Origin of the sequence: Enterobacter genomosp. O (genome assembly GCF_001022965.1) — a bacterium.
Lineage (GTDB): Bacteria > Pseudomonadota > Gammaproteobacteria > Enterobacterales > Enterobacteriaceae > Enterobacter > Enterobacter cloacae_L.
The window spans coordinates 214,720-228,379 of the sequence record NZ_LECZ01000027.1; the positions used below are offsets into that span (position 1 = coordinate 214,720).

Consider the following 13,660-nt stretch of genomic DNA (forward strand, 5'->3'; position numbering starts at 1 on the left):
AGGATCAGGCACCTGCTTTCTTGAACGTCAGAGGGACGACGGTATTTGCGTCATAACGGGCGCGACATTCTGCGATATCGCTGGCACCTGCTTTACAGGCAACCTCCGGCATCGGGTAGCGGGAACCGTCGGTGCAGCGGGCATGACCGCGACTCTTAATCATCAGCTCGCCGTTGCTGTGCAGCCCGGAGAACACTTCCGCGCGGCAGACAACGTTGTCGCCGTGGACAACGCGGGCGAAGCCTTTGTTGTTCTGGATCTGATAGCGCAGCGAAGGCGGCTTGCCGGTCACCGGATCTTTCACATCAAGGATGGCGCGCCAGGTTCCGTTCAGGAAACGCGTGGATCCGGCTTTCACCTGGTTCGCTTCCATCACCATGGCATCTTTCGGGATGGCGACAATCACCACCGGAGCGGGCTGTGGCGCAGGAACTGGAGCCGGTTCTTTTTCTTTGCTCGCCACAACTTCAGCCTGATGCAGCGGTAAGTTCATGGCCAGCGGCTCAACCGCCTTGATCGGCTTTGGCGCAATCTCTACGGGCTGAGGTGCGGGCGCCGGCGCGGGCTCGGCGGAAGGCGCCTGTTTCGGCCACAGCAGCGGCGCGGCGATGGCGGCAACAATCACGGCGGCAACCGGCAGCGTCCACAGAGGGATACGGCGCTTTTTCGCGACAATTGCCGGAGCCGGTTCCTGAACGGGTTGCGCAACCGCCGGAGCTGGCTCGGGTTCATACAGCTCCTCCGGCGTAATGCGCACCACCGTGGAAGGGGCGATCAGCGGCTCGTCAGCGTCCTCAAAGGTCATCACCGGTTCGGGTTCTGGCTCGGGTTCAGGATCTTCAATGACAACGGGGGCAGGCTCAGGGATCAGCGATTCACGCAGGCAGTCGAGGACATCGTCGCGCGCATTTTCGTTCAGGTTTACAAACCCCCAGAAGCTGATGACCGGCTTTCCGTCCACCAGGAACAGGAAATTTTCCCCCGGGAACTGGAACGCCTTCGACAGCAGAGACCCAAAAAGCTGTTGCGCGGTTTTGGGCGACTGGAGGCATTTCTTGCTTAACGACTCGACGCTGGCAAGCGTGTTTTCCAGATAGCGCAGGGCGCGATAGCGGTCATCTTCATCGGCCGCTTTCCAGCTGGTCACGTTCCCTTCAACAGGGGAGTACCAGTCCACGCGGTCCCCGCTGTCGTTGACCTGAGGAATAGCCAGACAGTCGACGATAGCCTGTTGTTTGCGCAACCGGAGCGCTTCCCGGATTTGTAACGCTGATTCAAAAACGGCTTGTCCGCCGCCGCCAACGGCCTGAAAATCATCCAGGTTACCGCTGCGTAAAAGAGTTTTTGCCACGATTTGATCCCATATACTTCTTCACACCGTTACTTTAACGAAACGAGGAAGCAAACAAACGGAGGAAGAGACGCCAAAAGGGCCGATTTCTTGCGGCATAGAAAGTGACGGTTGTGCTTGACGAATAATGGCACTTAAGGCAAATCATCTTTTTGGGCGCTGGCTGTAAAACCAGCGAAAAACGCGGCTTTAGAATAACCTGATAGTGTTTCGTTATTTGCCAGGTCATAACGCCTGTGCTGTTATTACTGTCCTATATAATAAAACTGTCAGGGTTATAACCATGTCTACAGGGAAAACACTGCTCGCCCTTGCGCTGAGCGCTTTTTTACCAGCCGGTGCCGCATGGGCGGCAAACAACGACACCCTTATTTACTGTTCTGAAGCGTCCCCCGAGTCGTTCAACCCGCAAATTGCCAGCTCTGGTCCGTCTTTTGTGGCCAGCTCTCAGGTGCTGTATAACCGCCTGATCAATTTCGACCCGGTGAAAAATACCCCGGTTCCGTCGTTGGCAGAGTCCTGGACGATTTCACCGGACGGCAAGACCTATACCTTTACCCTGCGCAAAGGGGTGAAGTTCAACAGCAATAAATACTTCAAACCAACGCGCGACTTTAACGCCGATGACGTTATTTTCTCGGTCATGCGTCAGAAAGACCCTAAGCACCCGTACCATAATGTGTCGCAGGGCAACTACGAATACTTCAATGATGTGGGTCTCGACAAGCTGATTCAGGACGTTAAAAAGGTCGATGATTACCACGTTCAGTTTACCCTCAGCGAGCCCAACGCCGCGTTCCTGGCCGACTGGGGGATGGATTTCGCCTCTATTCTTTCCGCTGAATACGCCGACGTGATGCTGAAAAAAGGCACGCCTGAGAACGTTGACACCTGGCCGATTGGGACCGGGCCTTATGTCCTCCAGCAGTACAAGGTGGATTCGCTGATCCGCTATGTTGCTAACCCGAACTACTGGGACGGCGAGGTTCCAACGAAGCATCTCATCTTCTCCATCACGCCAAATGTGGAAACGCGTCTGGCGAAGCTGCAGACCAACGAGTGCCAGATCGTTCCTGCGCCGTCCCCGGTGCAGTTCGATGTTATCAAGAACAACAAGGACCTGACGCTGCACGCCGTCGATGCGCTGAACGTCGGCTACCTGGCGTTCAACACCGAGAAAAAACCGTTTGATAACGTGCTGGTGCGTCAGGCGCTGAACTACGCGACCGACAAGAAAGCTATCGTTAATGCGGTCTTTATGGGATCGGGCACGGTGGCAAAATCGCCGATCCCGCCAAACATGCTGGGCTTTAATAAAGACCTGAAGGACTACAGCTACGATCCTGAAAAAGCGAAAGCGCTGCTGAAGCAGGCCGGGCTGGAGAAGGGCGCGGAAGTCACGCTGTGGTCAATGCCGGTTCAGCGTCCGTACAACCCTAACTCACGCCGTATCGCGGAGATGATCCAGAGCGACTGGGCCAAAGTCGGCGTGAAGGCCAAAATTGTCTCCTACGAGTGGGGCGAATACCTCTCCGGAATGCGCAAAGGCGAACATGACTCCGCGCTGTTTGGCTGGATGTCCGATAACGGCGATCCGGACAACTTTGCCGATGTACTGCTGGGCTGCAACAGCATCAAAACCGGCTCAAACGCCGCGCGCTGGTGCGATAAGGGGTATGATGATCTGGTACAAAAAGCGAAGCTGACCAGCAACCCGGCCGAGCGTGCGAAACTCTACGGCCAGGCGCAGGAGATTTTCTACCAGCAGGCGCCGTGGATTGCGCTGGCAAACGGTAAAACGTTCTATGCGACCCGCAGCAACGTGACCGGATACAGCGTGAGCCTGATGGGCAGCGATTTCTCGAAAGCGAAGCTGAACTAAGCGTTTTATTGCCGGGTGGCGGCTACGCCTTACCCGGCCTACATTTGGCACCCGTAGGCCCGGTAAGCGTAGCGCCACCGGGCTCGTGAAAAGGAGTGACAATGTCACATTTAAACGAAGTTATCGCCCGCGTCGATGCCGCGATTGAAGAGAGCGTCATCGCCCACATGAATGAGCTGCTGATTGAACTGAGCGATGACGCTGAGCTGAGCCGCGATGAACGCTACACCCAGCAGCAGCGCCTGCGTACCGCGATCTCGCATCACGGCAAGCAGCATAAGGAAGAGTTAGAGGCGCGCCAGGAGCATCTCACCAAAGGCGGCGTCATTCTGTAACGTTCAAAACTGGCGTCGCGCCACCAGCCAGGCACCGACGACCAGCATCACCGCGCCGCACACCGGGCCTATCAGGGCGCGCAGCGGAATGCCGTTGCTTCTCAGCACGTCCATCACCAGCCCGCCGATGAGCTGGCTTGCTACCAGCACGGCGATAGTCGTCGCCGCGCCAACGTTCTGATACCCGCTGATGCTGGCAAACACGAAGAACGACCCCAGCAACCCCGGAATGAGCGTCCACCAGCGTACCGTTGCGGCCAGCTCGCTAAACCCGGCGACGCCCTGTTTCAGCAGCAAAATGCTGACAAACAGCACAATGCCGACCAGGGAATTCAGCAGCATCGCGATAAGTATGGTGGAAGAGGACTGGGTGATACGCACCATTAAGGTGTTTTGCACCACCAGGCCAATGCCCGCCGCCACCAGAAACGCCAGCGTCAGTGACTGATTCATGGGATGGCGTCCGGGTCGCTGCGCTCGTCCAGCTGCAGTTGCATGAAGGTTAAGTCCAGCCAGCGGCCAAACTTGGTGCCCACCTGCGGCATCTGTCCCGTCGTCACAAATCCCAGCGTTTCGTGCAGATGAATCGAGGCGTGGTTCTGCGCTTCAATTCCCGCCACCATGACGTGTTTGCCGATCTGACGAGCTTCGATTATCAACGCCTTCATCAGCGTACGGCCAATGCCTTTGCCCTGATGCCCCGGGTGGACATAAACCGAGTGCTCAACCGTATGGCGAAAACCGTCAAACGCGCGCCAGTCGCCAAAAGAGGCGTAGCCGGTGATAACGCCGTCTTCTTCGCTTACCAGAACCGGGTAACCCGCGAGCGTGCGTGCCTCAAACCAGGCGATGCGGTTGTCGGTATCGACGGTTTTATCGTTCCAGATCGCGGCAGTATGCAGCACCGCGTGGTTGTAGATCTCTCCTATCGCAGCGCAGTCTTCTTTGCAGGCGTGACGAACGATCATGATTAAACCTCTGTGTGTTGTTCACTATAGTATTACGTTGTTGCTACGATATTACACAACCGTATAGCCCGAACGCTACGGCATAAGCCATATTTTTTTGTTATCAAAAGCCCATTGAAATGCCGTTCATACACTATAGTATGACGTCATGAACACCATAACAGACACGATGAATCAACGGATTAGCGCAAGAATTCGCCTTGAACGCGAGTCTCGCGGATGGTCCCTGAGCGAGCTTGCCGACCGGGCAGGCGTCTCCCGCGCCATGATCCATAAGATAGAGCGCGGGGACAGTAGCCCAACAGCGACCTTGCTTGCCCGCCTGTCAGGCGCGTTTGGCATCAGCATGTCCACGCTGATTGCCCGGGCCGAGATGCAGGAGGGCAAGCTGCTCCGCCTGGCAAACCAGCCCGTCTGGCGCGACCCGCAGACGCACTATCTCCGCCGCCACGTTTCTCCCCGCACCGATCTGCCCATCGACCTTGTTCAGGTTGAGCTGCCTGCGGGCAGCGATGTTCCGATGCCTGCATCTTCATACGCGCTGGCGCGTCAGCTTATCTGGCTGCAGTCCGGTGAGCTGGTGTTTCAGGAGGGCGATACGCGCCACGAGATGCACGCCGGAGACTGTCTGGAGCTGGGGCCGCCAAATGACTGCCGGTTCATTAACGAAACGAATGAAACCTGTATCTATCTGGTTGTACGGCTTAACCAGTCTGGCTCGTAATGCTAATGCGGTAACGCCGATCGTGAGCCAGGCTGTAATGACATTTGTACCAGAAGGAGATCCTGATGAATCAACCTGTTTCGCAAAATCGCCGCTGGGTACTGGCCTCTCGTCCACAGGGCGCGCCGGTCGCGGAAAATTTTCGTCTGGAAACGCAGCCTGTTCCGGCGCCTGCTGAGGGGCAGCTTTTGCTCCGTACCGTCTGGCTGTCGCTGGACCCGTACATGCGCGGCCGCATGAGCGATGCGCCATCCTATTCGCCGCCGGTAGAGCTGGGTGCGGTGATGGTGGGGGGGACGGTCAGCCGCGTTGAGCAATCCCATCACCCCGATTTCAAACCCGGTGAGTGGGTGCTGGGCTACAGCGGCTGGCAGGAGTATGAACTTTCAGACGGAAGCGGCCTGGTGAAGCTCGGCGAAAATCCGACTCATCCTTCCTGGGCGCTGGTTATTCTGGGCATGCCGGGCTTTACCGCCTATATGGGGCTGCTGGATATCGGGCAACCCAAAGCGGGCGAAACGCTGGTGGTTGCCGCGGCGACGGGCCCGGTGGGCGCGACCGTCGGGCAGATCGGCAAAATCAAAGGTTGCCGGGTGGTCGGCGTCGCCGGTGGTGCTGAAAAATGCCGCCATGCCGTAGAAGTCCTCGGGTTTGACCTGTGCCTGGACCACCATGCGGCGGATTTTGCCGAACAGCTGAAGCACGCCTGCCCAAAAGGAATTGACGTTTATTATGAAAACGTCGGCGGAAAAGTGTTTGATGCCGTTCTGCCGCTGCTGAATACCTCCGCCCGCGTGCCGGTTTGTGGTCTGGTGAGCGGCTACAATGCGACGGGTCTGCCTGAAGGACCGGATCGTCTGCCGCTCCTGATGGCGACCATTCTGAAGAAACGCATTCGTATACAGGGCTTTATCATCGGCCAGGACTACGGGCACCGCATTAAGGAGTTCCAGGAAGAGATGGGGCGCTGGGTGCAGGAGGGCAAAATTCACTATCGTGAACAGGTCACGGACGGGCTTGAGAACGCCCCCGAGGCGCTGATTGGCCTTCTTGAAGGGCGCAACTTCGGCAAAGTCGTGATTCGCGTCGCGGGTGACAATAAATAAACAGCGTTATGGCGGGGTTTCCCGCCATATTTATTTGTGAAGATACGATATATTGTCTTTAATTAATGGACATGGCATTTCGCGCCCTCATCCTGGATGAGCCCGAAACCGATAAAAAAATGATGTTTGCTTTTTTTGCTGTTTTTACGTACTTCCCACCACCAGGCATGACGATACAGGATATATCGGACCAGCGTCGTTTTATTAAAACTGGCGTTTAAAAATAGCATTAAGTTTTAGCTACAGGAATTGAACATGCTTGATTTGGATCACTTAGAAAAAGCCCAAAGGATCAGTCTTACCATGCAAGTTGAACTCAGTTTGAAAGGCGCGTTAATTACGGGCTCACTCAAACCTGGGGCACGACTGATTACGAAAGAGATCGCCGATAAATTAGGGACCAGTATTACACCGGTTCGCGAGGCGCTTTTGCGCCTGGTGTCATCAGGGGCGTTACACGCCACGCCGGCGCAGGCATTTCTGGTTCCGGAGGTGACGCTGGAGCGGTATAACGAGATTAACGCCATCAGAAAACAGCTTGAGCCGATGGCGGTTGCTGCCGCATGCCAGAATATGTCAGACGGCAAGCTGGAGGCGTTGCGCAAAATGTCAGAGGTATTCCATGAGGCCATGCGCAACGGAAACGTTCAGCAGGCATTGCATGCGAACCGCGTCTTCCGGTTTACGCTTTATCAGTATGCGGAAATGCCCACGCTTAACGCGTTAATTGAACAGCTCTGGGTGCGCATCGGGCCCTGTATGAACTATCTGCACCAGGAGCTTAACGACATTAAAGCGTCGACCTATCACTATGACGAACTCCTTTCCGCCCTTGAGCGAAGAGATGTTGATGCCAGCCAGAAGGCGATCGTTAAGGTGATTGATGAGGCGAATTCTCTTTTACAGCGACAATATTTTAACTAAGCGATTATTTAACAGAGCGACTATATACCGCGCCTAATTATTTATCTGGTGAATAACTCCTGATGGCTTATTGCCATCAGGAGCGTTATTTTATTTATAAAATAAACTTTTCTTTTTGCTTACTCGAAGCGATAAGAGACCGACAGGCCGACACCGTAGTTACGGCCTGGTGCAGGCTCGTAATAACGCCCGTTGGATTCGTTGACAATAACTGAGCCGACGTACTCTTTATCGAACAGATTATCGACGCGACCAAAGACGTCCATGCCCCAGTTGCCGTAGTTGAATTTATACCCGGTATTCAGCCCGACCACGGTATACGACGGCGCTTTCGCCGTGTTCTCGTCGTCGGCCATGATATCGCTCATGTAGCGCACGTCAGAACCCGCGTACCAGCCTTCTTCAGGCTGCCAGCCAAACGAGGCGTAACCCATATTGCGGGCGATGCCCGGCATACGGTTACCGTTGCAGTCTGCGTCGCCGCATACGTTGGTGCGGTAGGTGGCATCCAGATACGTCCACGCCAGCTTCAGCTTCCAGTTCTCAGCAAACTGCTGGTCGAGGGAAACTTCCACACCCTGACGACGGGTTTTACCGGCATTTTTATAGCTGGTACGTCCGCCAGAGCTGGCATCCACCACGATCTCATCATCCGTATCGGTGCGGAACAGGGCCGCGGTCAGCAGGCCATTGCCAATGCGGGTTTTGCTGCCCACTTCATAGGTGTTGTTGGTGGACGGCTTAAGGCCAATGTTCAGACCGCCCTGATTATCGGCGCGGTAGGAGAGTTCGTTGATGGTTGGCGTTTCAAAGCCACGCCCTGCAGCAGCGTACAGGTTCCACGCGTCCGTCACGGCATATTTCACTGAACCGGCCGGGAGCCATTTGTGATAGCTTGCGTCGCCGCTGTCATCGCCATTGCCCGGCGTAACGTAATGGTCGTTGGAATCAAACCAGACCGAGCTGTAGCGTACCCCCGCATCCACTGACAGCTTCTGCGTCAGCTGCCAGCTCGTTTGCAGATAAGGATCGACGTTCCACATCAGGTTACGTTCGTTACGACGTTTGTCACCCTTCACGCCGTAATCCGGCACGCCGTTGTTCATCACGAAGTTTTCGTATCCGCGACGATCTTCGCTCAGGTTTTCGTAGTTCAGGCCGGTGGTAAAGGTGACCGGCACCAGCAGCTCGCCACGGTGCGTCCAGCGGGTATCAATGCCCTGATAGTGGCGCTGCATATCAATCACCCCGCCGGAGTGGGAAGGTTTGAGCTGCGGCTGATAGGGAATCGACTGGTACTGCGTCATTTCACGCTCGCCGGCGTACATCATCACGCTGAGGTCGTCCTGCGTGCTGAGCTGGCGGTCGTAGCGCAGGCCTGCCTGGGTCTGCTTAATGGTCTTACGCGTGTTGTACTGATCGCCGCGCGGAGACTGGCGCGGGTTGTCCCGCCACTCCTGATAGTTCAGCCCGCCCGGATCGTTGGCCTTCATGTCCACGCTGTTGAAGATAAGCGTCAGCTTGCTGACGTCATCAATCCGCACGCCCAGTTTGGCGTTGGCGAGATTCTTACGCGCGCCGCTGTGGTCGCGAAAACCTTTGGTGGTGAAGCGGGTGGTGGAAACGGTGTAATCCACATCGCCCGCGTGGGTGCCATCACCCATCGCTCCGGTGGCTTTCATGCCGTAGCGCCAGGTCCCGTAGCTGCCGTAATAGCTGCTGGCTTCAATGGTCGGCGGCTGCTGCCCGGTCTGGGTATTGATGTTAATCACGCCGCCAGAGGCGTTGCCGTACAGGGCAGAGAAGGGGCCGCGCAGCACTTCAACGCTCTCCACGCTGGAGAGATCGATGTTGGAGGTCTGGCCCTGTCCGTCCGGCATGGTGGCAGGAATACCGTCGACGTACATACGGATACCGCGCACGCCGAAGGTTGAGCGGGCACCAAACCCGCGCATCGAAAGCTGGAGGTCCTGGGCATAGTTCTGACGGTTCTGAATTTGCAGCCCCGGGACGCTGCCGAGGGACTCAGACAGGTTGATACGAGACGCGGCCTGGCGCATATCGTCGCCACTAACGACGCTGACCGCCGCCGGGGTATCGAGTTCCGATACGGTTTGCGGCGTGGCGCTGACGATCATGGTTTGTTCTTCCGCGCTCATTGCGCTAAGCGGCGCCAAAATAACGGGAACCAGCAGCAGCGGGAGAGAAGCCTTACGGGCAGAAATGATTTTCATGAATAAAACCGGTTGTGGTGTATAAACGAACCAAATGGAACATGTCCATACATGTTAAATGTTTTGTAAATGTTTTGAAAACTATAACCGCACATTGCGTTAATGAAAGGCGAAACGGGAAAGAAAAACTCCACATTCGTTTGATTAATGATTACTATTCTCATTATCAAAAGGCAATGCCATGACGTTGCCTGCAGGAAGTGATGTCAGCAGAAAACCCTCTTTTCAGAAAAGGAATTGTTATGTCTTTACGTCATCTGAGCTCGCCGCGTCTGAGCGTGTCGCTGCTGTCTGCCGCTTTACTGTTTGCCGGAACGTTCCAGGCGCATGCTGCCGAAGAGGTGCTGCGCAAAGCGGTGGGCAAAGGGGCGTATGAAATGGCGGTGAGCCAGCAGGAGAACGCGCTGTGGGTGGCAACGGCGCAAAGCCGTAAAACAGACAAGGGCGGCGTTGTCTATCGTCTCGATCCGGTAACGCTGGACGTCACGCAGGCCATTCATAGCGATCTCAAGCCCTTTGGTGCCACCCTTGACGGCGCGAGCCAGACGCTGTGGTTCGGCAACACCCTCAATGGTGCGGTAACGGCCATTGACGCCAAAACGGGCGACGTAAAAGGGCGTGTGGTTCTGGATGGGCGTCAGCGTAGTGACACCGTTAAACCGCTGCAGCCGCGCCAGCTGGTGGCAGACGACAGCACCCACACCGTTTACATCACGGGCGTGGGGAAAGAGAGCGTGGTTTGGGTAGTGGATGGCACAACGCTGAAGCTGAAAGAGACCATTGCCAACACCGGTACGTACGGCACCGGCCTGGCCCTGGACGCGCAGGCGAAACGTCTCTATACCACGAATGCGGACGGCGAACTGGTGACGATTGATACTGCCAGCAATAAAATTATCAGCCGTAAAAAGGTGCAGGATGACGGGAAAGAGCACTTCTACCTGAATCTGAGCCTCGATGCTGCCGGTCAGCGCGCGTTCCTGACCGATTCAAAACAGCCGGAAGTGCTGGTAGTGAGCCTGAAAGACGGCAGCGTGATCGAGAAAATCGCCGCGCCGGAATCGCTGGCCGTCCTGTTTAACCCGGCCCGCAACGAAGCCTACGTGACGCACCGTGAAGCTGGTAAGGTGAGCGTGATTGACGCGAAATCGTATAAGGTCACTAAAACCTTCGACACGCCGGTCTACCCGAACAGCCTGGCGCTCTCAGCGGATGGCAAAACTCTGTACGTGACGGTGAAACAAAAATCCACCCGCCAGCAGGAAGCCACCCAGCCTGACGATGTGATTCGTATCGCGCTGTAAAATAAAAAAAGGGAAGGCTAATGCCTTCCCTTTTTGATGCTTACTGGATACTTAACGCGACGTTTCTTCTACCAGCGGTGCGTCGTGTTCTTCATCGTCAGGATGAACCGGCGCGGTGCTGTGGATTTCGTGAACGCGTTTACGCACGCCAAACCAGCCGGCAATCAGCAGCACGGCCAGCAGCGGAATGGTCGCGATGGTGTAGGTGCCGTTCGGGTAGTCGAACGCCATCAGTACCAGCACGCTGAACAGGAAGAGCAGGGTGAGCCAGGAGGTCACCGGCGCGCCGGGCAGCTTAAAGCTGACGTCAGCCGCTTTCCCTTCTTTAATGGCTTTACGCAGACGCATCTGGCAGACCACGATAAAGGCCCAGGACGCGATAATACCCAGCGCGGCCACGTTCAGAACGATTTCGAATACCTGAGACGGGACCAGGTAGTTCAGGAACACGCCGAAGACGTAGACCACCAGGGTTGCCAGAATGCCGGCGTACGGTACGTGCTGCTTGCTCATTTTTGACATGAATTTCGGCGCAGAACCGCCCATGGACATGGAGCGCAGGATACGACCGGTAGAGTAAAGGCCGGAGTTCAGGCTGGAGAGCGCCGCCGTCAGCACCACGATGTTCATGATGCTGCCAACGTAAGGCACGCCCAGCTTAGAGAAGAAGGTCACGAACGGGCTCTGACCCGCCTGATAGGCGTTCCACGGCAGCAGCAGAACCAGCAGCACCACGGAACCTACGTAAAATAGACCGATACGCCAGATCACGCTGTTGATGGCCTTTGGCACCATCGTCTGCGGATCTTTACATTCACCTGCCGCAGTACCCACCAGCTCGATGGAGGCAAAGGCGAACACGACGCCCTGAACCAGCACCAGCGCAGGCAGCAGGCCGTGCGGGAAGAATCCGCCGTTATCGGTTATCAGATGGAAGCCGGTAGCATTGCCATCCAGCGGCTTGCCGCTGCCGAGGAAGACGGTACCGACGACCAGGAACACCACGATGGCCAGCACTTTTACCAGCGCAAACCAGAACTCCATCTCCGCGAACCACTTCACGCCGATCATGTTCATGGTGCCGACAATCGCCAGCGCGCCAAGCGCAAAGACCCACTGCGGCACATCGCCAAACGCGCCCCAGTAGTGCATATACAGCGCAACGGCGGTGATATCGACAATACCGGTCATCGCCCAGTTAACGAAGTACATCCAGCCCGCCACGTAGGCCGCTTTTTCACCGAGGAATTCACGGGCGTAAGAGACGAAGCTTCCGCTGGAGGGACGATGCAGTACCAGTTCGCCCAGCGCGCGTAGAATGAAGAAAGAGAAGATCCCGCACACCAGATAGACCAGGGCGAGAGCCGGGCCAGCCATCTGCAGACGTGCACCCGCACCTAAAAACAGACCCGTTCCGATAGCGCCGCCGATGGCGATCATTTGAACCTGACGGTTGCCCATCGCTTTGTGGTAGCCCTCTTCGTGGGAGTTTAACCAGCGACGTTTAGCAGCATGATGATCGGCTGCGCTTTTATTGCTTGTTTTCATTGAGTTACCTGTTTGCCTGTCTGAACCATTATCGTGATAGTCCTGCCTGGCAGAAAGCAATACAAACGATTGCTTCTGCGCAAACACATGTCGCCTTCCCAGTCATTCTGCGTATGGATAAGGCGAAACATGGCGAGGCATCCTACCTGCAATTCATAAGCGACGCAAAATATAACCGTGCCGAAAGTGATGCACGTCGAAGGAAATCGTGTGGTCAGAGCAGACGGCGATCGCAACACGCTGAATCGTGGCGCATTTTTAGACAAAACAGTTGCGGGGTTGATTATTTAATCATCAGATTCGCTTAATAATTACCAGGTGGTAAAGTTTATGACTGCCGCAGGGCATCCAGCAGTAATCTGAAAGCGGTAGTGTGCTGGCGACGGCTTGGATAATAAAGATGGTACCCTTCAAAAGTGGGGCACCACGGCTCAAGGACGCTGACTAACCGCCCGTCATTCAGCGCCGCCAGAACCGACGCTTCCGGCACGTAGGCGAGTCCGAGGCCATTCTCAGCGGCGTCGATGCGCTGGGACAGGCTGTTCAGCGTAAGCTGCCCCTCAACCCGCACGCGCAGCTCGCGCCCGTCGCGTTCAAATTCCCATTGATACAGCCCCCCACGCGTGGGCAGGCGCATGTTGATGCAGCGGTGGTCAGCGAGCTGCTCCGGCGTCTGCGGCACGCCAAAGCGTGCCAGATAATCCGCGGAGCCGACGACGGCCATGCGCATGTCCGGTGCGATCCGCACCGCAATCATATCTTTTGCCACCTGTTCGCCCAGGCGTACTCCCGCGTCGAAACGGCCGTCCACGATGTCCGTCAGGCCGTTATCGACCGTCACCTCGACGTTAATCTCCGGATACTGCAGCATAAACGTCTTCAGTACCGGCCAGAGCACGGCGTCCATCGCGTGCTCGCCGGCGACTATGCGGACAGCGCCTGCGGGTTTGTCGCGGGCGCTACGTAGCGCCGCAAGCTCCTGCTCGATCTCCCGCAAATGCGGGCTTAAGCGCGCAAAGAGCTGCTCACCCGCCTGGGTGGGCACCACGCTGCGGGTTGTGCGGGTTAACAGGCGAACGTCTAACCGCGCTTCAAGCTTGCGCATGGCATGGCTAAGGGCCGATTGCGAGACGCCCAGCTGCGCCGCTGCGCGCGTAAAGCTGCGCTCGCGGGCAACCACCATAAAAGAGAGCAGGTCGTTGAAGTTATCTTTTAGCATCGCGGTTGCCTCTATTTATGAATTGCAATCATATTTCCTATCTGATTATGCACGCTAATCGTTCG

Annotated in this window: 12 protein-coding genes; 6 read left to right on the plus strand and 6 right to left on the minus strand. The window is 56.2% G+C overall.

What is annotated here, in order from left to right; all coding sequences use genetic code 11:
- Positions 1-4: 4 nt before the first annotated feature.
- On the minus strand, positions 5-1,351 hold the full coding sequence (locus tag ABR39_RS19895; RefSeq protein ID WP_047348347.1) for an SrfA family protein: 1,347 nt from the start codon (positions 1,349-1,351) through the stop codon (positions 5-7).
- A gap of 283 nt (positions 1,352-1,634) precedes the next feature.
- Between ABR39_RS19895 and ABR39_RS19900 the strand changes: the two genes are divergently transcribed.
- Positions 1,635-3,233: an ABC transporter substrate-binding protein gene (locus tag ABR39_RS19900; protein ID WP_047348348.1), complete on the plus strand. Its 1,599-nt coding sequence runs from the start codon at positions 1,635-1,637 to the stop codon at positions 3,231-3,233.
- 101 nt (positions 3,234-3,334) lie between these two features.
- Positions 3,335-3,568 (plus strand): YdcY family protein, encoded by a 234-nt coding sequence (locus tag ABR39_RS19905; RefSeq protein WP_047348349.1) that lies wholly within the window; start codon positions 3,335-3,337, stop codon positions 3,566-3,568.
- A 3-nt stretch (positions 3,569-3,571) separates the two neighbouring features.
- On the opposite strand, the gene ABR39_RS19910 is transcribed toward ABR39_RS19905, so the two are convergent.
- Together ABR39_RS19910 and ABR39_RS19915 are read right to left on the minus strand one after the other, a co-directional pair.
- Positions 3,572-4,021 (minus strand): DMT family transporter, encoded by a 450-nt coding sequence (locus tag ABR39_RS19910; RefSeq protein ID WP_032656841.1) that lies wholly within the window; start codon positions 4,019-4,021, stop codon positions 3,572-3,574.
- Entirely contained in the window at positions 4,018-4,536 is a 519-nt protein-coding gene (locus ABR39_RS19915; RefSeq protein ID WP_047348350.1) for a GNAT family N-acetyltransferase, read from the minus strand. Before ABR39_RS19915 ends, ABR39_RS19910 begins: the two co-directional genes overlap by 4 nt.
- A gap of 148 nt (positions 4,537-4,684) precedes the next feature.
- On the opposite strand from ABR39_RS19915, the gene ABR39_RS19920 reads away from it, so the two are divergent.
- The 3 genes from ABR39_RS19920 to ABR39_RS19930 all read left to right on the plus strand — a co-directional run bounded on the left by ABR39_RS19920 (position 4,685) and on the right by ABR39_RS19930 (position 7,290).
- A complete protein-coding gene (locus ABR39_RS19920; RefSeq protein WP_008501301.1) occupies positions 4,685-5,260 on the plus strand; it encodes a helix-turn-helix domain-containing protein in 576 nt (191 codons plus the stop codon).
- Positions 5,261-5,325: 65 nt separating this feature from the next.
- Positions 5,326-6,366, plus strand: coding sequence for an NADP-dependent oxidoreductase (locus tag ABR39_RS19925; protein ID WP_047348351.1), 1,041 nt, complete (start codon positions 5,326-5,328; stop codon positions 6,364-6,366).
- 255 nt (positions 6,367-6,621) lie between these two features.
- The gene (locus ABR39_RS19930; RefSeq protein WP_047348352.1) at positions 6,622-7,290 is read left to right on the plus strand and encodes a GntR family transcriptional regulator; all 669 of its coding nucleotides are present in this window, start codon (positions 6,622-6,624) and stop codon (positions 7,288-7,290) included.
- 119 nt (positions 7,291-7,409) lie between these two features.
- Here the strand turns inward: ABR39_RS19930 and pqqU are convergent, their stop codons facing one another.
- Positions 7,410-9,524, minus strand: a complete 2,115-nt coding sequence (pqqU, locus tag ABR39_RS19935) for a TonB-dependent receptor PqqU (protein ID WP_047348353.1) — start codon at positions 9,522-9,524, stop codon at positions 7,410-7,412.
- Between the two features lie 242 nt (positions 9,525-9,766).
- Between pqqU and ABR39_RS19940 the strand changes: the two genes are divergently transcribed.
- The gene (locus ABR39_RS19940; RefSeq protein WP_047348354.1) at positions 9,767-10,828 is read left to right on the plus strand and encodes a YncE family protein; all 1,062 of its coding nucleotides are present in this window, start codon (positions 9,767-9,769) and stop codon (positions 10,826-10,828) included.
- Between the two features lie 51 nt (positions 10,829-10,879).
- On the opposite strand, the gene ansP is transcribed toward ABR39_RS19940, so the two are convergent.
- Entirely contained in the window at positions 10,880-12,376 is a 1,497-nt protein-coding gene (ansP, locus tag ABR39_RS19945; RefSeq protein ID WP_047348355.1) for an L-asparagine permease, read from the minus strand.
- Positions 12,377-12,704: 328 nt separating this feature from the next.
- A complete protein-coding gene (locus ABR39_RS19950; RefSeq protein ID WP_047348356.1) occupies positions 12,705-13,595 on the minus strand; it encodes a LysR family transcriptional regulator in 891 nt (296 codons plus the stop codon).
- Positions 13,596-13,660 lie beyond the last annotated feature (65 nt).

Coding starts and splice junctions, on each gene's coding strand:
- ansP (WP_047348355.1), bottom strand. CDS start 12,376: ATGAAAACAAGCAATAAAAGCGCAGCCGATCATCATGCTGCTAAACGT.
- ABR39_RS19925 (WP_047348351.1), top strand. CDS start 5,326: ATGAATCAACCTGTTTCGCAAAATCGCCGCTGGGTACTGGCCTCTCGT.
- ABR39_RS19940 (WP_047348354.1), top strand. CDS start 9,767: ATGTCTTTACGTCATCTGAGCTCGCCGCGTCTGAGCGTGTCGCTGCTG.
- ABR39_RS19950 (WP_047348356.1), bottom strand. CDS start 13,595: ATGCTAAAAGATAACTTCAACGACCTGCTCTCTTTTATGGTGGTTGCC.
- ABR39_RS19910 (WP_032656841.1), bottom strand. CDS start 4,021: ATGAATCAGTCACTGACGCTGGCGTTTCTGGTGGCGGCGGGCATTGGC.
- ABR39_RS19930 (WP_047348352.1), top strand. CDS start 6,622: ATGCTTGATTTGGATCACTTAGAAAAAGCCCAAAGGATCAGTCTTACC.
- ABR39_RS19900 (WP_047348348.1), top strand. CDS start 1,635: ATGTCTACAGGGAAAACACTGCTCGCCCTTGCGCTGAGCGCTTTTTTA.
- ABR39_RS19915 (WP_047348350.1), bottom strand. CDS start 4,536: ATGATCGTTCGTCACGCCTGCAAAGAAGACTGCGCTGCGATAGGAGAG.
- ABR39_RS19905 (WP_047348349.1), top strand. CDS start 3,335: ATGTCACATTTAAACGAAGTTATCGCCCGCGTCGATGCCGCGATTGAA.
- ABR39_RS19920 (WP_008501301.1), top strand. CDS start 4,685: ATGAACACCATAACAGACACGATGAATCAACGGATTAGCGCAAGAATT.
- pqqU (WP_047348353.1), bottom strand. CDS start 9,524: ATGAAAATCATTTCTGCCCGTAAGGCTTCTCTCCCGCTGCTGCTGGTT.